The sequence below is a fragment of the Oerskovia sp. NPDC057915 genome (assembly GCF_042887685.1).
In the GTDB taxonomy this organism is placed as follows: Bacteria; Actinomycetota; Actinomycetes; order Actinomycetales; family Cellulomonadaceae; genus Oerskovia.
Window position 1 is genome coordinate 53,703 of record NZ_JBHVOS010000021.1, and the last position, 19,202, is coordinate 72,904.

16 protein-coding genes are annotated in these 19,202 nt (G+C 74.3%); 6 read left to right on the top strand and 10 right to left on the bottom strand.

What is annotated here, in order from left to right; translation table 11 throughout:
* The first annotated feature begins 95 nt into the window (after window positions 1–95).
* The gene (locus ACFVQ3_RS14590; protein ID WP_387640333.1) at window positions 96–938 is read left to right on the top strand and encodes a polysaccharide deacetylase family protein; all 843 of its coding nucleotides are present in this window, start codon (window positions 96–98) and stop codon (window positions 936–938) included.
* Window positions 935–1,990: a glycosyltransferase gene (locus ACFVQ3_RS14595; protein ID WP_387640335.1), complete on the top strand. Its 1,056-nt coding sequence runs from the start codon at window positions 935–937 to the stop codon at window positions 1,988–1,990. Before ACFVQ3_RS14590 ends, ACFVQ3_RS14595 begins: the two co-directional genes overlap by 4 nt.
* On the opposite strand, the gene ACFVQ3_RS14600 is transcribed toward ACFVQ3_RS14595, so the two are convergent.
* Window positions 1,987–3,075, bottom strand: coding sequence for a glycosyltransferase family 2 protein (locus ACFVQ3_RS14600; protein ID WP_387640338.1), 1,089 nt, complete (start codon window positions 3,073–3,075; stop codon window positions 1,987–1,989). The genes ACFVQ3_RS14595 and ACFVQ3_RS14600 overlap by 4 nt on opposite strands.
* Window positions 3,076–3,153: 78 nt before the next feature.
* On the opposite strand from ACFVQ3_RS14600, the gene ACFVQ3_RS14605 reads away from it, so the two are divergent.
* From ACFVQ3_RS14605 to ACFVQ3_RS14620, 4 genes are read left to right on the top strand one after another with little or no spacing between them, the layout of a single operon-like run.
* Window positions 3,154–5,310 (top strand): glycosyltransferase, encoded by a 2,157-nt coding sequence (locus tag ACFVQ3_RS14605; protein WP_387640340.1) that lies wholly within the window; start codon window positions 3,154–3,156, stop codon window positions 5,308–5,310.
* Complete coding sequence (locus ACFVQ3_RS14610; RefSeq protein WP_387640343.1) at window positions 5,307–6,731, top strand: O-antigen ligase family protein; 1,425 nt, start codon at window positions 5,307–5,309, stop codon at window positions 6,729–6,731. Before ACFVQ3_RS14605 ends, ACFVQ3_RS14610 begins: the two co-directional genes overlap by 4 nt.
* Entirely contained in the window at window positions 6,728–7,801 is a 1,074-nt protein-coding gene (locus ACFVQ3_RS14615) for a glycosyltransferase family 4 protein (RefSeq protein WP_387640346.1), read from the top strand. The genes ACFVQ3_RS14610 and ACFVQ3_RS14615 overlap by 4 nt, the downstream gene beginning before the upstream one ends.
* A complete protein-coding gene (locus ACFVQ3_RS14620; RefSeq protein WP_387640349.1) occupies window positions 7,798–8,970 on the top strand; it encodes a glycosyltransferase in 1,173 nt (390 codons plus the stop codon). Before ACFVQ3_RS14615 ends, ACFVQ3_RS14620 begins: the two co-directional genes overlap by 4 nt.
* Here ACFVQ3_RS14620 and ACFVQ3_RS14625 read toward each other — a convergent pair.
* From ACFVQ3_RS14625 to glmU, 9 genes are all read right to left on the bottom strand, one after another.
* Window positions 8,930–10,096, bottom strand: a complete 1,167-nt coding sequence (locus tag ACFVQ3_RS14625) for a glycosyltransferase (RefSeq protein WP_387640351.1) — start codon at window positions 10,094–10,096, stop codon at window positions 8,930–8,932. The two genes, ACFVQ3_RS14620 and ACFVQ3_RS14625, sit on opposite strands and share 41 nt — an antisense overlap.
* 38 nt (window positions 10,097–10,134) lie before the next feature.
* Window positions 10,135–12,015, bottom strand: a complete 1,881-nt coding sequence (locus ACFVQ3_RS14630; protein ID WP_387640354.1) for a hypothetical protein — start codon at window positions 12,013–12,015, stop codon at window positions 10,135–10,137.
* Window positions 12,012–13,217 carry a glycosyltransferase gene (locus ACFVQ3_RS14635; protein ID WP_387640357.1) on the bottom strand — a complete coding sequence of 402 codons (1,206 nt, stop codon included), beginning with the start codon at window positions 13,215–13,217 and terminating at the stop codon, window positions 12,012–12,014. Before ACFVQ3_RS14635 ends, ACFVQ3_RS14630 begins: the two co-directional genes overlap by 4 nt.
* A 176-nt stretch (window positions 13,218–13,393) precedes the next feature.
* Window positions 13,394–13,993, bottom strand: coding sequence for an aminoacyl-tRNA hydrolase (pth, locus tag ACFVQ3_RS14640; protein WP_387640360.1), 600 nt, complete (start codon window positions 13,991–13,993; stop codon window positions 13,394–13,396).
* Between the two features lie 143 nt (window positions 13,994–14,136).
* On the bottom strand, window positions 14,137–14,736 hold the full coding sequence (locus ACFVQ3_RS14645) for a 50S ribosomal protein L25/general stress protein Ctc (RefSeq protein ID WP_387640363.1): 600 nt from the start codon (window positions 14,734–14,736) through the stop codon (window positions 14,137–14,139).
* A gap of 294 nt (window positions 14,737–15,030) precedes the next feature.
* Window positions 15,031–15,726 (bottom strand): GPP34 family phosphoprotein, encoded by a 696-nt coding sequence (locus tag ACFVQ3_RS14650; protein WP_387640371.1) that lies wholly within the window; start codon window positions 15,724–15,726, stop codon window positions 15,031–15,033.
* A gap of 62 nt (window positions 15,727–15,788) precedes the next feature.
* Window positions 15,789–16,451 carry an SIMPL domain-containing protein gene (locus ACFVQ3_RS14655; RefSeq protein WP_387640374.1) on the bottom strand — a complete coding sequence of 221 codons (663 nt, stop codon included), beginning with the start codon at window positions 16,449–16,451 and terminating at the stop codon, window positions 15,789–15,791.
* 154 nt (window positions 16,452–16,605) lie between these two features.
* Window positions 16,606–17,589, bottom strand: a complete 984-nt coding sequence (locus ACFVQ3_RS14660) for a ribose-phosphate diphosphokinase (RefSeq protein ID WP_387640376.1) — start codon at window positions 17,587–17,589, stop codon at window positions 16,606–16,608.
* Window positions 17,586–19,199, bottom strand: a complete 1,614-nt coding sequence (gene glmU / locus ACFVQ3_RS14665) for a bifunctional UDP-N-acetylglucosamine diphosphorylase/glucosamine-1-phosphate N-acetyltransferase GlmU (protein WP_387640406.1) — start codon at window positions 19,197–19,199, stop codon at window positions 17,586–17,588. The genes ACFVQ3_RS14660 and glmU overlap by 4 nt, the downstream gene beginning before the upstream one ends.
* Window positions 19,200–19,202 lie beyond the last annotated feature (3 nt).

Genomic DNA, 19,202 nt, shown 5'->3' on the forward strand with positions numbered 1-19,202 from the left:
CACGCGCCCGTCCCGCCTCACCCGTAGCATCTGCACCACCCCGCCCGGCCCGTCCGGTGCGGTCCCCGTCCCGGACGACCAGAGAGGGTCAGCCGATGTCCGAGTCCCTGCCCGGCGGATCCCGCACCGCAGCCCGTCGCTCTCGCCGCGGGATCGTGGTCCGTCGCCGCGACATCGAGAGCAGGCCCGCGCCAGTGGGCGGCGGGTTCGCGGAGGTCGCGTACACGCGCCTCCCGCTCCCCCGCGCCCTGACGCGCGCGCTGGGGACGTTCTGCGTCAACACGTCGGACCGGGTCGTGTCGATCACGTACGACGACGGCCCGCACCCCGAGCACACGCCCCGCCTGCTCGACCTGCTCGCCGCGCGCGGCGAGACCGCGACCTTCTTCGCGCTCGCCCGGCAGGTCCGGGCGCACCCGGAGATCGCCCGCCGCATCCTCGCCGAGGGTCACGAGCTCGCGCTCCACGGGCAGGACCACCGGTCCCTGCTGACGATGGGGGACGCCGAGGCGGTCAGGTACGTGCGGGACGCCAAGGACGAGGTCGAGTCGATCGTCTCGGCGCCCCTCGTCTCGTTCCGGCCCCCGTACGGCGCGCACACGGTCCGTCAGGCGCACGGCATCGCCGGGCTCGGCATGGACGTGCTCATCTGGTCGGGCGACGCGTTCGACTGGGTCGACGACGAGGAGGAACGGATCGCCGAGCGCGCCCTGTCGACGATCTTCCCCGGGAGCATGCTCCTGCTCCACGACGACCGGGGCGACCCCGAGACGCTCGCGCCCGACGAGGTGTTCCCGGCCTTCGACCGCGCCCGGGTCCTGGACCTGCTGCTCGACCGCCTCGCGGCCGACGGCTACCGGACCGTGACCGCCCACGACCTCGTGACGACGTACCAGCCCGTCATGAGCATGGCCCGCGAGAGGATGCGTCAGACATGAGCACACCCACGGGGGCGCAGGCCCGCCCCGAGCTCTCGGTGGTCATCCCCGCGTACGACGCCGAGGCGACCCTCGGGGTCCAGCTCGGCGCGCTGCTCGCGCAGCGTCCCTCGTGGCCCTGGGAGGTGATCGTGAGCGACAACGGGTCGAGCGACGGGACCCGTCGGCTCGTCCAGGAGTGGACCGTTCGGATGCCCGAGCTCCGGCTCGTCGACGCCTCGGCGCGTCGCGGGCCCAGCGCGGCCCGCAACATCGCGGTCACGCAGGCGCGGTCGGAGGCCCTAGCGTTCTGCGACGCCGACGACATGGTGGCCGACGGCTGGGTCGAGGCGATGCACCGCGCGCTGGCCGAGCACGAGTTCGTCGCGGGCCCGTTCGAGGGGGCCCGGCTCAACGCCGACCTGACGTCGTCGGTCACGTGGACGGCCCAGACGGACCGGTTGACGGTCAAGCCCGGGCTGGAGCAGTTCGTCACGGCGGGCTCGGGCAACATGGGTGTGCGCACCGCGGTCTTCGACGAGGTCGGTGGCTTCTACGAGGGGGCCCGCACCGCGGAGGACGACGACTTCTGCATCCGGGTCCAGCTCGCGGGGCACGACCTGGTGTTCGACCCGGACATCGTGCTGCACGTCCGACGCCGTGACGGTCTGCGGAACATCGCCCGGCAGTCCTTCGCGTACGGCGCGGGCGAGCGCTGGCTGAGCCACCGGTACGCGCTGCTGTACGCGCAGGCGCCGCGTACCGCAGGCGACGACGAGCCGGTGGGTGACGACGAGCCGGTGGGTGACGACGCACGAACGGACTCGGCGCCGGCCCGGAGCACGCCTCCCGCGGGCCGCTTCTCGGGGCTCGCCCGGCGTGGCCGGGCGATCGCCGTCCGCGGGGCCTCGTTCGTCCGCAAGGCGTTCCGCAAGGCGTCCACGATCCGGCGCCCGGGGGACCTCTCCGACCTGGTGTGGCGGCTGAGCTGGAGCGCCGGCTGGAAGTTCGGGCGCGTCCCGGAGGCTCCGCCGATCGTCCCGCCACCGACCTGGCGACAGGACCCGTCCTAGCCCTTCGTCGTCCCGGCCCCCGGGCCCGTGCCCGGGCCTGTGGCGCCCGTCGGCCTGTCTGTCGCCCCGCCGTCTGCCCTGTCCTTCGCCCCGTCACGCGACCCGCCGACGACGCGCCGCACCCGCTCCCGGGCCCAGTCGAGGGGCACGAGCGGCGCGAACCGCGCCGCCCAGGCGACGTGGCCGAGCGCGGCGCCGACCCGGCGCTCGGAGAGGTCGGCCCGCGCGGCCCGGACGGCGCTCCACGCGGCGAAACGGTCGTTGGCGCGCAGCCGGTCGCGGTAGGCGGCGTCAAGGCCGGCAGAGCCGGCAGAACCGCCAGAGCCGGCAGAGCCGCCCTTCCCGGCGCGAGCGGCCGCGCGGGCCTGCGAGCGCCTCTCGCGCAGGATCACCCGGATGCCCGCCGCGAGGTCGCGGTAGGCCCGTGTGGTGTTGCCCGGGTGGTACCGGTAGTCGACGAGGACCTCGTCGACGAAGACAAACGGCCCGAGCGTCGCGGCCGCGAGGACCAGGTCGAGGTCCTCCCCCTGCCGGTACGCGGGGTCGAACCCGCCCACGGCGTCGAAGGCGTCACGGCGGACCACGAGGTTGGGCAGCATGATCCCGGTCCGGCCGCGGACCACGTCGCGTGCGTCGTGGGCCGGGCGCTGGTCGGCGGCCACGAGCTGCACGCCGGCTGGGTCGACCGTGCGCATCGCGCAGTAGGAGATCACGGCGTCGGGTCGGGCGGACAGCGCGTCGACCGCGAGGCGCAGCCGGTCGGGGTGCCACCGGTCGTCGTCGTCGAGGAACGCGAGCAGCTCGCCCCGGGTGTGCCGGACGCCCGTGTTGCGCGCGGTCGAGACGCCCGACGGGTCGAGACGCAGGACCGTCCCGACGCCCGCCTCCTCGACGAGGCCGCGGATCACGGCCGGTTCGGGCGAGCCGTCGTCGACGACCACGAGCTCGACGTGCGGGTACGTCTGCGCCGCCACGGAGGCCAACGCCTCGGCCAGGAACGGCCCGCCCCGGTTGGTGGCGACGACGACGCTCACGAGCGGTTCGGCGACGGCAGCGTCCGCGGCGTCGGGACGTCGGTCGGGCACGGCGCTCCTCGGTTCGGTCGGGGTGAATTCGGTGAGATCGCAGGGGCCGGGACCCCTCGCTGGTGGACAATCTCCCACATGAGGATCCTCCGCGTCTCGCACAGCGCCGTCGTCGACGCGTGGCGAGAGCGGGAGCGCGGGCTGCGGGCGGCCGGGCTCGAGGTCGAGCTCCTGTCGGCGCGGGCGTGGGACGAGGGCGGCACGACGGTCCCGCTGACGCCCCGCCCGGGCGAGCCCGTCGAGGGCGTCCGGACGTTCGGGTCGCACCCCGCGCTGTTCGTCTACGCCCCCGGCCCGCTCTGGCGCGCCCTCGGTCAGGAGTGGGACGTCCTGGACCTGCACGAGGAGCCGTTCGCCCTCGCGACGGCGGAGATCCTGGCGCTGCGCCGGCTCCGCGCCCTCCTCCCGGGTCGTGCCCGACGTCCTGCGCCGCCCTACGTGCTGTACTCGGCGCAGAACATCCCCAAGCGCTACCCCTGGCCGTTCCGCGCCTTCGAGGCAGCGGCCCTGCGCGGCGCGGCCGCGGTGTCGGTCTGCAACGAGGCCGCAGCGGGCATCGTCCGGACGAAGGGCGCGCGAGGAGCCGTCGAGGTGGTCCCGCTGGGCGTGGACCTGTCGGTCTTCTCGCCGGGTGAGGCCGTCGCTCCCGGCCCGTCCTCCCTGCTGCCCGACGGCGTCGCGTCCGCCCCCGGTCCGGGTCGCCCGGGGACGGGGCCGCCGGCCGGGGGGCCGGTGCACGTCGGCTACGCGGGGCGCCTCGCCCCGCACAAGGGCGTGGACGTCCTGCTCGCGGCGGCCCGGGACGACGACCGCCTGCACGTGACGCTCGCGGGCGACGGCCCGTCGGCCCGCGCGCTCCGCGACCGGGCGCGGGCGCTGGGCGACCGGGTCCGGTTCGTCGGTCCGCTCACGGGCGACGACCTGGTCGCGTTCTACCGCTCGCTCGACGTCCTGGCCGTCCCGTCGCTCGACACCCCCGGCTGGATCGAGCAGTTCGGTCGGGTCGCGGTCGAGGCCATGGCGTGCGGCACGCCCGTGGTGGCGAGCGACTCGGGCGCCCTGCCCGACGTCGTGGGCGGTGCGGGCCTGCTCGTCCCGCCCGGTGACGCCGTGGCGCTGCGCGAGGCGCTCGTCCGGGTCGTCGACGAGCCCGACCTGGCCGAGGCCCTCCGCGCGCAGGGCCTGGCGCGCGCCGCGTCGTGCGCCTGGCCCGAGGTCGCCCGCCGCTATCTCGCCCTCTACGAGCACGCGACGGCGCACCCCTCGCCCGCGTCGCCCGCGCCGGCAGGGACCTCGACCCGCGCGGGCGGCGAGCACACCTCGGGGACCGGTGCTCCGCCGTCGGGCAGCGAGCGCCTGCCGCCCGAGGTCGTCCTCGTCGCGTACGGGTCCCCCGACCTGGTGCGCGACGCGCTGAGCCCCCTCGTCGGCAAGCTCCCGCTGACCGTCGTGGACAACTCGTCGATGCCGGAGATCCGGGAGGTCGCCGAGCTCGCGGGCGCCCGATACCTCGACCCCGGGCGCAACGGCGGGTTCGCCGCGGGGGTCAACCACGCGCTGCGCCGGCGCCAGACCCCCGGGTCGGACGTCCTCCTGCTCAACCCGGACGCCGTCGTGAGCCCCGAGGACGTCCTGACGCTCCAGGGGCGGCTCCACGAGGCCCCGGACCTCGCGAGCGTCGGCCCGGCGCAGGTCGACGGCGACGGCGAGGCCGCGCGCGTCGTCTGGCCCTACCCGTCGCCCGCCGGGACCTGGATCGAGGCCGTCGGTCTCGGCGCGCTGCGCCGCACCCCGGCGGACCGGTCGTTCGTCATCGGGTCCGTGCTGATGCTCCGGGCCGACGCCCTCGAACAGGTCGGGCCGTTCGACGAGAGCTTCTTCCTCTACGCCGAGGAGACCGACTGGGCCTACCGCGCGACCCTCCTCGGCAGGCGCCACCTGGCCGTGCCCGAGGTGCGGGCGCTGCACCTCGGCGGCGCCACGAGCGGTGACCCGACCCGTCGCGAGACGCACTTCCACGCGTCCCAGGAGCGGTACCTGCGCAAGCACTTCGGCGCGACGGGCTGGCACACGGCACGCGCCGGGGTCCTCGCGGGCTCGGCCGCGCGCGCCGTCGCGCTCCGCGGCACCGGACGCGACCTGGCCCTGCTCCGGCTCCGGCTGTACGCGCGCGGCCCCCTGTCGGCCGAGGCCGCGATGCTCGCCCGCCCCGCCGACCCGGGCCCCACGACGTGATCCGCCGGTCCCTCGCCTGGGCCGCGGGATCCGTCGCGGTCGCCGTGGTCCTGGTCGGGATCGGCCTCCTGGTACCCGAGTACACCGCGATCTCGGTCGCGGTCGCCGCGCTGGTCCTCGTCGTCGGGATGACGATCTACGAGCCGGCCGCCATGCCGATCCTCTCGATGCCCGCGATCGTGATCGTCCAGCGCGTCGGCGGGGACGCCGTCAACCTGTCGTTGAGCGACTTCGCGCTCTTCGGGGCGTTCTGGTTCGCGCTCTTCTTCACCCAGCGCCCCCTCTCGCGCCCCATGCGCTCGCTCCTGTGGCTCTCGGCGCTCTACCAGGTCGCCACGCTCTTCACGGTCATCGCCAACCCGTACACCGCGAACACCGTCGAGTGGTTCCACGCCTGGCTCTCGGTCGGCGGGGCCCTGCTCGTCGGGTGGGCCGTGGGGCGGGCAGGACGCGCACGGCTCGGTCTGACGCTGTTCATGATCCCGTGCCTGATCATCGCCGCCCTGACGTGCGTCACCTCCCTGCAGCAGCTCGCGGCCGGCGACACGGGACCGGTGTACCTCCAGATCCCGTTCCCGATGCACAAGAACTTCGTCGGGTGCGTCCTCGGGAGCGCGGCCCTGCTCGCCTACGCCCGCCCCTGGTGGGTGGGGTGGCCGAAGACGTTCACCTACCCCGCGTTCTGGCTGTGCGGCCTCGCGGTCCTCGCGTCGCAGTCGCGCCAGGCGCTGATCGGGCTCGCGATCGGGGTCGTCCTCATCACCCTGCGCGCAGACCCCGACCGCAAGCGCTCCAAGCTCATCCTGCTCGCCGCGATCCCCGCGGTGTACTTCGTGTGGGCCGCCGTCCAGGAGCAGCTCGCGACCAACGACCAGTTCAACTCCGCCTACCAGCGGCTCACCTGGTACGAGCAGGCCATCGACGTCTGGCAGCGCAGCCCGTGGGTCGGGGTCGGGCTGCGCTGGTGGGTCGCGAACCGCACCGAGTACACCTTCCAGCCGCCCAACGCCGAGCTCGAGGTGCTCACGTCGGCGGGGATCGTCGGGCTCGTCGCGTTCATCGTCCTGTTCTTCGGCTCGCTCGTCGTGCTGTGGCGCCTCAACCCGCGCTTCGGGACGCTCGCGTTCTCGGTGCTCCTCATGCGTTTCATCCAGGGGCAGTTCGACCTCTTCTGGGTCTCGGTCCAGGTGTCCGTGCCGTTCCTCATCGTGGGGGTCTGCGTAGGTGCCGACGCGTACGCCGAGTCCCGGCGTGCCGCGCGCGAGGAGACCGGCGACACGCTGCCCGTCGACGACCTCCGGTCGGTCGAGGAGATGATCGACGCCACGGGGCCTTCGAAGCGCCTCGTGCTCACCCCCTCCGCGATCCCCGCCCCCCAGCCCGAGTCCACGGGCCGCCACCGGAAGGACCCGATCACGTGAGAGTGCTCCACGTCGTGCACTCCGACGCCTTCGCGGGCGTCGAACGGCACGTCGCACGCCTGGCACGCGCGCAGTCCGCGCACGGCGACCAGGTCGTCGTCGTCGGCGGCGACGTTCCCCGCATGAAGGCCACGGTCGACGACCCGACCGTGCGGGTCCTGCCCGCGGGCTCGCTCGCGCAGGTCGTGCGCACGGTCCGCGCGACGGCGACCGGCGCCGACGTCCTGCACGCGCACATGACGTCGGCCGAGATCGCCGCCTCGATCGCGGGCGCGACCGTCCGGGGCGTGCCGCCCGTGGTCGCGACGCGCCACTTCGCGCGGACCCGGGGCAGCGGACCGGCCGCCGGGCTGACCGCTGCCGTCGCCCGCCGTCCGGTGCGCGCGCAGATCTCGATCAGCCGGTACGTCGCCGACCACGTCGACGGCGACAGCGTCGTCGTCCACCCCGGGATCGACGACCGCCCCACCGCTCGGGTCGCGGCCGACCGCGACCGGAGCGTCCTGCTCGTCCAGCGGCTCGAGCCCGAGAAGCGCACGGACCTGGGCGTGCTCGCCTTCGCCGCGTCCCGCCTGCACGACGACGGCTGGCAGCTCCTCGTCGCGGGCGACGGCTCGCAGCGTGCGGACCTCGAGGCGCTCGTCGCCCGCGAGGGTCTCGCGGGGCACGTCCGGTTCCTCGGTGCGCGCTCCGACGTCGACGACCTCATGCAGCACGCGGCGGTCCTCCTGGCGCCCTGCCCGGTCGAGGGGCTCGGGCTCAGCGTCCTGGAGGCGATGGCGAACGCGCTGCCCGTCGTCGCCGCCGGGGCCGGTGGACACCTGGAGACGCTCGCGGGGCTCGACCCGCTCGCCCTCTACCCGTCGACCGACGTCGACCGGGCGGGTGAGAACCTCGCGACCCTGGCCGGGTCCGCGTCCCGGCGCGACGCGTTCGGCGAGGCAGCGCGCACGGTCCAGCGCACGCACTTCACCCCGCGCGCCCAGGTCGAGGCGACGGCTGCCGTGTACCGCGGCGTCGTCCGGCCGGGCCGCCCACCGCACGACGAGCATCGGAGCCCCGCGACGTGACCTCCCCGACCCCGCCCGCGGTGCACCAGCTCGTGGTCGTCTCGCTCGAGTCCTGGGACCTCGTGTGGCGCCGCAACCAGTACCTCGTGACGGAGCTCCTGCGGGCCGACCCGTCGCTCGTGGTGCTGTTCGTCGAGCCCGCCGCCGACCCTCTGCACGAGGTCCGCCGCGGCTTCCGGCCCCGGGCCGGGCACGGGCTCCGGCGCGCGGACCCGGTCGAGGGGGTCGGACCCGACCAGCTGTGGCTCTACCAGCCGACCAAGATCCTGCCGCGCCGCGTCGACCGCCGGGTCGACGCCCGCCTCGCGTCGCTCGTGCGCCGGGCCGCGCACCGGGTCGGGCTGAGGAGACCCGTGCTGTGGGTCAACGACCCCGCGGCCGCGACCCTGGTGCGAGACACCGACTGGCCGTCGCTGTACGACGTGACCGACGACTGGCTCGCGGCCGACCGCCCGCCCGAGATCCGCCGTCGGCTCCTCGCGGACGAGGCGCTCCTGCTGCAGGCGTGCGAGGAGGTGACCGTGTGCTCGCCCCACCTCGCCGCGAGCAAGGGCGCCGAACGCCCCGTCACGCTCCTCACCAACGGCGTCGACGTCGACCGCTACCGGCAGCCCACGGAGCGTCCTGCGGACCTGCCCGACGGACCCGTCGCCCTCTACCTGGGCACCGTCCACCGTGACCGCTTCGACCTCGACCTGGTCGCCCGGACCGCCACGACCACGGCCGGGGCCGGGACGGTCGTGGTCGTCGGGCCCGTGCTCGACCTGACGAGCCAGGAGTACGACCACCTCACCGGGGCCGGCGTGCGGCTCCTCGGCGCACGCCCCTGGACCGAGGTGCCCGCCTACCTCCAGCACGCGACCGCGCTCCTCGTCCCCCACCTGGTCGACGACTTCACGGACAGCCTCGACCCGCTCAAGCTCTACGAGTACCGGGCCGTGGGACGACCGGTCGTCGCCACCCCGGTCGCGGGCTTCCGCGACGCCGACGACCCACGGGTCACGGTCGCCGGGCCCGCGGACTACCCGCAGGCCGTGCGCACCGCGCTCACCGCGCCGGCAGCGACCGACACCCACCTGGACGACGACATCCCCACGTGGGACGCCCAGGGCCGGGCCATGCGCGACGTCATCGAGCGGGCCCGGCGGCTCGCCGCCACACCTCGCTGACGACCTCCGCGGTGCGCGTCGCCGCGAACCGGTCCTGCGCGACGTCCGCGGCGCGACGGGCCCTGTCCGCCGCGGCCCCCGGGTCGGCGAGCACGGCCGAGATCCCCCGGGCCAACGACCCGACGTCCCCCGGCTCGACGAGCTCGCCCAGCGGTGCGGGATCGCCCGCGGTCCCTGCGAGGATCTCCTCGACACCCCCTGCGCGCGTCGCGACGACCGGGACCTCGCGGACCATCGCCTCGACCACGACCTGACCGAACGGTTCAGGGACCGGGGAGGCGTGCACGCACACGTCGAACCCGTCGAGCTCGGCCGACGGGTCCTCGACGAAGCCCGCCCACACGATGTGCTCGGCCACGCCGAGCCGTGCCGCCTCGGCCCGGACCTGCTCCGCGTAGTCCGCCGCGCCGAAGCTGGGCTCGCCCACGACGCGGAAGGTCGCGTCCGGGTGCTCGTCGAGCACCAGCCGCGCAGCACGCACGAGCTCGAGCTGCCCCTTCGTCGGGCCGACCCTCCCGACCATGCCCACGACCGGCGGACGACCGGCCCCACGCGTCGGACGTCCAACCCGGCGCACCTGCTCCGCCGCGAAGCCCGGGTACGCCACGGTCGTGGGACCGGGGAGCGTCGACGCCGTGGCGCGGGAGTTCACGACGACCTCCGCGGGGAACCGCGTCGAGGCCCACCGGAAGAGGCGCGCGACCCGCGCCGGGAGATAGTCGTCGGCGATCCGGTCGTGGACGTGCCAGACGAGCGCGGCCCGTGCGACCCTCGCGGGCACCACGCCGAGCACGTCGGCCTTGAGGGACGTCGTGTGGACGACGTCCGGTCCCAGCGCACGGACCCGGCGGGACAGCGCCCACGTGAACGGCACGAGACGCGCGAGCGAGACGAGCTGGGCGAGCCCCGCCCGCCCGACCGCGCCCCGCGACGTGGTCGCCGTCGCCGGATCGAGGGGCAGGACCTCGACGACCGCCCCCGTGGCGCGTAGCCGAGCGACCAGCGGGCCGTCGGAGAACAGCAGCACGCGCACGTCCACGTCCGGGCCCAGCACCTCGAGGAGCCGGACCAGGGCGAGCTCGGCACCGCCGAGCTCGCCGGTGTGGTCGAGGACGAGGACGCGCACCGGCCGACCGGGCTGTGATCCCCGCGTGCGTGCGGCCGTCACCAACGGAACGGCAGCCTGCGCCCTGCGCTGCTCCCGCCCTGTTCCGACTCGTCGTTCTTGCGGGCCGGGCCCGTCCGGGGACGCGCCTCGCCCTGCCCTCCGGTCGTGATCTTCCCCCACTCCGGCGACAGCAACGGTCCTTGTCGGCCGCCGCCGTCCCGCCGCGACGGGGTGGTCGCCGCGGGGTCGGCGGGCTGCCCTGCGGCCGGGGCGCCGTCGGGGGCCGCGGGCGCGACGCCGGTGACCACGGCCGCCGCCCGCTCGCGGGCTGCGCGCCGGGGCTCGTCGACCTGCTCGGCGCCGCCCTGCCCGGGGGCGCCGACGTCGGGACGCTCGGCGGCGAGCACGGGCGCCTGCGCGACCGCGTCCCCTCCCGTCGACCGGGTGAGGTGCCCGTCGTCCTGGCGGTCCGGGTCGCCGTAGGTCGAGGCGTAGAGCATGCGCCGGTCGCTCTTGACGCCCGCGAGCGCGATGCCGACGAGCGGCACGTTGTTGATGCGCAGTCGTTCGGAGGCCTCCGCGAGGACGGCCCGGTCGGTCTTTCCCGCGGACGCGATGAGCACCACGCCCGTCGCGTAGCGCCCGAGGATCGTCGCGTCCGCAGCGGCGAGCACGGGCGGGGCGTCGATCACGACCACCTCGGCGTCGTCGCTCAGGTCGGCGATGAGCTTTCCTGCACGGGTCGTCGCGAGGAAGTCCGCCGGGTCCATCTCCTCCTCCGGGACGGGGAAGACGCCCAGGTTGGGGATGCTGGTGGGTCGCAGCGTGTGCGGGTCGCCCGACCAGCCCTCGGGGGGCGGCAGGACCCGGTCGAGCTGAGGGCGGCGCAGGTCTCCCGAGACGGCGATGGTCCGTCGGCCGCTCAGGGCGAACGACGCCGCGAGGTTGGCGGCGATGAACGTGCGGGGCGCGTGCGGGTCTGCGGCCGTGACCACCACGACGACCTTGTCGGCCTCCGCGAGCGAGACCTGGACGGCCGTCCTGAGCTCACGGATCGACTCGGTGAACGGGGTCGCGAGCTTGCGGGAGACGGGAAGCGTGTGCGAGTGGCTGTAGTCGCGGTCCGACGTCCGCACGCCGTAGAGCTCTGCCAGGACGGGGGTCTGCGCGAGGCGGGCGGCGTCGGCCGCACCTCGCACCCGGACGTCGAGGCCGCGGCGTGCGAAGGCCAGACCGATGCCCGCGACGAGCCCGGCCAGGGCTGCGAGGGCGAGCACCGTGCTCCGCCCCAGACCGAGCGCCTCGGCGCTCGTGGCAGGCGTCTCGACCTCGGCGGGGACGGTGATCGCCCGGAGCGTGTTCGCCTGGACCGTGAGCGACGTGTAGTCGGTCACGATGGTCTCCTTCTCGGCGAGCGCGAGCGGGTCGTCCGTGACGACCGAGAGGCGGGCCGTGACTCCGGCGAGCTGCTCGGCGAGCGCCTGCCTCCTCGCGTCGAGCGCCGCGATCTGTGCGTCGCGCAGCACCGTGAGCTGGGCGACGTACGCGTCGGCGAACGCGTTGGCGACGTCCTGGGACTCCTGCGGGTCGAGGGTCTTGGCGCTGATGGCGATGACCTTCTGGCTCTCGCCGGGGTACTCCGCCGAGACCTGGGCCGCGAGCGTCGCCGGGTTGCCCGTGTAGCCGAGCGTGGTCGCGGCGGCCTGCACGACCGGGTCGGACGTGACGTCGGCCAGGTCGGTGTCGACCGTGACCTCGACGACCTGCTCCCCGCCCTGCGCCGACTGCACGCCGACGAGCCGCACGGTCGCGGTCGCCTTGTAGACGGTCTCCTGCTGGTTGAGGTAGACGAACGCCCCGGCCACCACGACGAGCACCGCCGCCAGCACGTAGTACTTGCCGGCCCATACCGTTCGGACGAACTCTCTGACCGTCATGAGTCCCTCTCCCCCTGTGAGGTGCCGGCACCTGCGTGCACGAGGCCACGTTGCTCTTCGACGACCTCACGGAGCCGGGCGACGAAGCGCGGGAGCGCGAAGGTCTCGACGTGCGAGGTCAGGACGTCATCCTGCCACGGGACGACCGACGCGTCCTGGACCGCCCGCGCCACGAGGTCGGGCTCGGGGGCGTCGAAGAAGGCACCGGTCACGCCCTCGACCACGGTATCGAGGTACCCGCCGTCCCGCAGGACCACCGAGGGGCGCCCGAAGGCTCCCGCCTCGAGCGGGGACAGCCCGTAGTCCTCGTACGAGGCGGCCACGAGCATCGAGCAGCTCCGGTAGAGCCAGCGCAGCTCGGGGTCGTCGACCCTGCCCAGCAGCGTCGTCCCGCCGGTGCCCGACGACGTGCCCCACCTCCCCGAGACGGGTCGACCGCGCGCCGCGAGGCCTTCGAGGCGCGCCCGGTCCGGGCCGTCCCCCACGATCACGAGGTGGCGTCCCGCGAGGCGGGCCGCCTCGACCAGGACGTCGACGTTCTTGTAGGGCAGGAGACGTGCGACGCACAGGAGGAACCCCGGCTCGATCCCGGGGACGGGACGCTCCGGGCCTGCGGGCAGCATCGCGGGCGGCGGGGGCAGGATCTCGGCCTCGATGCCGTACGCCTCGCGGATCGCCCGCTGGGTGACGGTCGAGTTGGCGAGGTACACGTCGGCACGCTCGGCCGCGCGTCGGTCCCAGCCGCGCAGGGCCGGGCTCAGCGCGGTGAGCGCGGCGGACGCGACGCCGCTGCGGAGCCGGTCTGCGCTGCTCGCTCCGTCCCGGCCTCCGAGGTAGCGGTCACGCTGGTAGAGCCACCTGGCGGGCGCGTGGCAGTAGACGACCGTCCGGGCTGCCCCGCGGTATCCGTGCGCCCAGCCCGTCGAGCTCGCGAGCAGGACGTCGGCGTCGACCCGCTGCGACGAGACCGCGGGGGCGAGGAGGGGCAGCGCGAGCCGGTGGTGGCGGCGCAGCGCACCGACGCGGTCGAGCGGGGACGTCCTCAGGTCGAGCCGGGAGAACTCGGGGAACGTGCCGGCCGGGTCGTAGAGGGTCGTGTACATCGGCGAGCCGGGGAAGGCCTCGGCCAGCCACAGGGCCACCCGTTCGGCGCCCCCGCGCTGCGTCGCGTAGTCGTGCGCGAGCGCCACACCCTCGGTCATCGTGCCTCCGTCGTGGGGCAGGAGACGGCCGCCCGCCCAGGTTGGATATCGATCCAGCCTAGGGCGCACGCCCCGGCCACAACGGGCGAACCGGACACATCACCCGGGTGAAGTCCGGGCTCCCGGACCACGGCCGTCAAGGGGACGCCGACCCGTGGCGGACGGCGGCCCCGACGTCAGGCCTTGGTGTGGAACTTCCCCTGGGCCGCGAGCAGCCCCTCGGTGAGGACCATCTCGACGGCGTCGGCGGCGTCGTCGAGCAGGAACGGCAGCTCCTTGGCCTCCGCGCCGGAGAAGTTCTTGAGCACGTGGTCCGCGGTATCCATGCGGCCCGGTGGGCGACCGACGCCCGCGCGGACGCGCACGTAGTCGCGGGTCCCGAGAGCCTTGGTGATGTCGCGCAGGCCGTTGTGGCCGCCTTCGCCACCGCCGGACTTGAGCTTGACGTCCCCGAAGGGGATGTCCACCTCGTCGTGGACGACGATCACGTGGTCGGGGTCGATCCCGAAGTACTGGGCGAGGCCGGCGACCGGGCCGCCCGAGGTGTTCATGTACGTCGACGGCTTGGCCAGGAGGACCCGGGGTCCTGGGGCACCACCCGGGAGGACGCCGAGGCGCGCCTCGGCCACCGCGGCACGCGCCTTGTGCGCGCTGAAGGTCGCGCCGGCCCGCCCGGCCAGGACGTCGAGCACCATGTGCCCGACGTTGTGGCGGTTGCCCGCGTAGGTGGGTCCGGGGTTCCCGAGCCCGACGACGAGCCACGGCTGGTCGGTCATGTCACCTGGTCCTTCATCGACGTCTGGGGGGAACGTCCGAGGCGTCCGGCGCCGTACGGCACCGGACGCCTCGAACGTACGTGTCCTGCGGTCCTGCGGGCCGGACCCGGCGAAGCGGGGACCGGCTCTCAGGAGGGTGAGGCTCAGGCCTCGGCGGCGGGAGCCTCTTCGGCTGCCTCGGCGGCCTCTGCCTCGGCAGCGACCTCGCTGCGCGGCTCGGTGATCGCGACGACCGCGAGCTCGGCGTCGCCGTGGAACACGGAGCCCTTGGGCAGCGTGATCTCGCCGGCGCGGACGATGTGCCCGGCCTCGAGGCCCTCGATCGAGACCTCGACGGAGGTCGGCAGGTGCGTGGCCTCGGCCTCGAGGAGCAGCGTCTGCGACTCGACGACGTGGATCGTGCCGGGAGCGGACTCGCCGACGACGTGCACGTTGACCTCGACCTCGACCTTCTCGCCCTTCTTCACGATGAGAAGGTCGATGTGCTCGACGACGTCCTTGACCGGGTCGCGCTGGACGTCCTTGGCGATCGCGAGGACCGCCTTGCCGTCGAGGTCGATCGAGAAGAGGGCGTTGGACTGCTTGAGGGCCAGCGTCGTCACGTGCCCGGGGAGCGCGATGTGGACGGGGTCCGTGCCGTGCCCGTACAGGACGGCAGGAATCTGGGAAGCGCGACGGATGCGACGGGCGGCACCCTTGCCGAACTCGGTGCGGGCCTCTGCGACAAGCTTGATCTCGGACACGTGAACTCCTGAAGAACGGTTGCGGGCCGACCACCAGTGGGAAGCGATCGGCTGTCCGGCCGGCTGGTTGGCACCGGAGGACGGGGCGGCTGCGTCGGCGCGGGACACATGACGGGCGCACGAGGACGACCGCCCAGTCGATTACGGGGACCCTTCAGGATCCTGCTGACCTTCCGGTGTCTCACCGGCCGTCAGACGTCCCTCGCCGAGGCAACCGAACTACTGTACCCGGGCGCGCGACGTCAAGGGAAACTCGCGGGGTGTCGCGGCCCGTCACCGCCACGGTGCGACCGCTCACGCCTGTGCGCCCGCGATGGCCAGGGTCGTGGTGAGGGCCGCGGTCGTGGCAGCCGTGATCTCCTCGACGTAGCGCCGCGTCGCCCCTGCGGCCCAGCTCCCCTCGGCGAGCTCCTTCGCGCGGTGGTCGATCTCGCGCCGCTCGGTCCCCGAGAGCTCTGCACCGGCCGCCATGACCCGGCCGGCCTGCTTCGTGGCGGCGAGGATCGCGACCAGCGCACCCGTCCGTTCGTCGGGGGAACCGCCGTCGCGCAGGACGCGCGTGAGCGTGCGTCGCACCTCGCCCTCGTGGCGCGAGTCTGCGGCCGGCCAGCGCGTCGTCGGGAAGATGCCCAGGATGCGGCCCTCCTCGCGGCGCAGCAGGCCACGCGCGACGAGCCCGTCGAGCGCGGCGTCCGCGGGCTTGGACCGGGACAGCACCTCGACCAGGCTCTTGGGCTTGGAGCCCTCCTTCGACTTGATCGTCACCAGAGCGTCGTCGAGCAGCGCGCTCCCGGTCGGCGACTGGTCACGGACCACGACACGTCCCGAGCGCCACCCCGAGGAGTCGCCCGCGAGGTCGACGCGTCCTCTCAGCGCGAGCTCGACGAGCAGCGCACCGGCCGCGACCTGCTGGAGGTACGAGGAGTCACCGACGGGCCGGCCCGTGACGTCGTCCAGCACGAGCAGGAGGTAGTCCTCGATGATGAGCATGCATCCAACCTACTGGCGCCGAGGTGTCGGACGCCCTGAGAAATGTCACGATCCTGCGGCGATCAGTCCGCCCAGGCCCAGCGCACGGTCACGCTCGCGTCGACCTGCTCGCGCCCCGGGTCGACGGCCGTCGCGTCGTGCGCGCCCTTGGCCGACAGCATGCGGGGCATCGGTGCGAACCCGCCGCCCTGCTCGCTCACCTCGACGACGGGGCCCAGCACGCGCCCCGCGAGGACCGCGTACTGCTCGGCCCTCGCCCGGGCGTCGGCGAACGCCTCCTCGCGGGCCGCGACCGCGAGCGGTGCGGGGTCGCTCACCGCGAAGCGCATCGAGTCGAGCCGGGCGACAGGACCGGCCGCGCCGAGCGCTGCCCGGACGAGCTCCCCGGACGCCAGGACGTCGCGCACGGTGACCCGCAGCGTCAGGCGGGCCGTGACGGAGAACGACGTGGCGCCGTCGGGCTGCTGGGACTGCTGCGTCCAGGTGGACGTCTGCGCGGTGCGCAGGTCCTCGCCCGCGACCCCGCCGGCCAGCAGCGCCTCGCGTGCCGCGCGCACCCCCGCGTTCGCGGCGTCGAGCGCCACCTGGACGTCGGCACCGGACGCCTCGGCGCCGAGCTCGACCACGACGACGTCGGGCACCGCGGACGCGGCCCCCTGCCCGGTCGTGGTCACCCCGGCGAGCGGGTCGAGGACGGGCTGGGTCGGCTGGGTCGGCGGGTTCACGTCTGACATGCTGCCAGCCCGACGGCGTCGCCGCCCGGGTGCCACGCGCCCGGGGCACCTCGCCCCACCCGTGCGAGGGCTCCGCGAACGACGACGGCCCGCCCCGTCCGACCAGGTCGGTGGGGCGGGCCGTCGTGCCGCGCGGGACGAGCCCTCAGCTGTTGCCGTCGAACAACGACGTGACCGAACCGTCGTCGAAGACCTCGCGGATCGCGCGCGCCAGGAGCGGCGCGATCGACAGGACCGTGAGCTGCGGGAAGTGCTTCTCCGCGGAGATCGGGAGGGTGTCGGTCACGACGACCTCGCTCGCACCGCACTCGGACAGACGCTGCGCGGCCGGGTCGGACAGGACACCGTGCGTCGCCGCGACGATGACGGACTTGGCACCCGCCGCGAGGCAGACCTTGACGGCCTCGGCGATCGTGCCGCCCGTGTCGATCAGGTCGTCGACGAGGACGCAGTCGCGACCCTCGACGTCTCCCACGACGCGGTTCGCGACGGCCTGGTTGGGGCGCGTGATGTCGCGCGTCTTGTGGACGAACGCGAGCGGTCCGCCACCGAGCTTCGCGGCCCACTGCTCGGCGACGCGGATACGACCCGCGTCGGGCGAGACGACCGTGACGTTCGACGTGTCGACGCGCGTACGGACGTAGTCCGTGAGGATCGGCATGGCCCACAGGTGGTCCACGGGACCGTCGAAGAAGCCCTGCGTCTGCGCGGCGTGCAGGTCGACGCTCATGAGGCGGTCGGCCCCGGCCGTGCGGAACAGGTCCGCGATGAGACGGGCCGAGATCGGCTCGCGACCGCGGTGCTTCTTGTCCTGGCGACCGTAGCCGTAGAAGGGCTGGACGACCGTGATGGTCTTGGCCGAGGCGCGCTTGGCCGCGTCGACCATGAGCAGCTGCTCCATGATCCACTGGTTGATCGGCGCCGTGTGGCTCTGCAGGAGGAAGATGTCCGCACCGCGGACGCTCTCCCCGAAACGGACGTAGATCTCGCCGTTGGCGAAGTCGTACGCGGTCGTGGGGAGCAGGTCGATGCCCAGCTCCCGCGCGACGTCCTTGGCAAGCTCGGGGTGCGCGCGCCCGGACGCGAGGACGAGGGACTTGTCCCCGTTGCCGGCGATCGTGCTGCTCATCGTGGGGAAGGCCCTTCGTTCGTGCTGCTGGTCGTGGTGCTGGGTCCGTCGGGGACCGTGGGGACACCCGGGCTCGCAGGCGCCGGGGTCGGTCGGGGGGCCGGGGCCGCCGCGGTGGCCTCGGCGAGCTGCGCCTGGGCCTGGGCGCCCAGCGGAGGGGGCGTGTCGTCGTCGTTCTCGTGGGCCCGTGCCGCCGCGTCGGCGGCCGCCGTGCCGGGACGACGGCGGGCGACCCAGCCGTCGACGTTGCGCTGCGGTGCGCCGCTCACGCCGAGCGCGCCGGCCGGCACGTCGCGGCGGATCACGGAGCCCGCGGCCGTGTACGCGCCGTCACCCACCGTGACCGGGGCGACGAACATGTTGTCCGCGCCGGTCCGGGCGTGCGAGCCGATGACCGTGCGGTGCTTGGAGACGCCGTCGTAGTTGACCGTGACGCTCGCGGCACCGATGTTGGTGTGCTCGCCGATGGTCGCGTCGCCCACGTAGGACAGGTGCGGAACCTTGGAGCCGGTGCCGATCGTCGCGTTCTTGGTCTCGACGAACGTGCCGATCTTGCCCTGGGCCCCGAGGTCCGTGCCGGGGCGCAGGTAGGCGAAGGGCCCGACGCTCGCGCCGTCACCGATGACCGACAGGCTGCCGTGCGCACGGGTCACGGTGGCCCCCGCGCCGACCTCCATGTCGGTCAGCGTGGTGTCGGGGCCGATGGTCGAGCCCGCCCCGATCGTCGTCGCGCCGTGGAGCTGGGTCCCGGGGAGCAGGGTCACGTCGTGACCGAGGTCCACGTCGACGTCGACCCAGGTCGTCGCCGGGTCGATCACGGTGACGCCCTCGAGCATCCAGCGCGTGAGGATGCGGCGGTTGAGCTCGGCGCGCAGGGTCGCGAGCTGGGCGCGGTCGTTGGCGCCCTCGACGAGCAGGGGGTCGCCGACCTTGAGGGCGCCCACGCGGCCGCCGGCCTCACGGGCGATCTGCAGGACGTCGGTCAGGTAGACCTCCCCCTGCGAGTTCTCCTGGGTGACCTGCTGGAGCGCACCGCGCAGGACCCCCGCGTCGAAGACGTAGACCGAGGAGTTGATCTCCCGGATGCCGCGCTGGTCGTCGGTGGCGTCCTTGTGCTCGACGATCGCGAGGACTCCCCCGGCGTCGTCGCGGACGATCCGGCCGTAGCCCGTCGCGTCGTCGACCTCGGTCGTCAGCACCGTCACGGCGTTGCCGTCCGTGCGGTGCGCGTCGAGCAGCCCGGAGAGCGTCGCCGCGTCCAGGAGGGGGATGTCTCCCGCCAGCACCACGACCGAGCCCTCGAGCCCGTCGACCGGGCCGCGCCCCTCGTGCCCGATCGGCACCCCGCGGGCCGCCGCCTCGGCCTGCGCCCGGACGTCGAGCGCCTCGACCGCGCACTGCACGGCACGACCGGTGCCCGGCACGTCGTCCTGGTCGACCACGAGGGCCGACGGGACGACCTCGAGGGCTGCTGCCGCCACGAGGTCGCGCTCGTGCCGGACCACGACCGCGATCCGTCGCGGCTCCAGGTCACGGGCCGCGACCATCGCGTGACCGAGCAGGCTGCGTCCGGCGAGCGTGTGGAGGACCTTCGGGGTCGCGGACTTCATGCG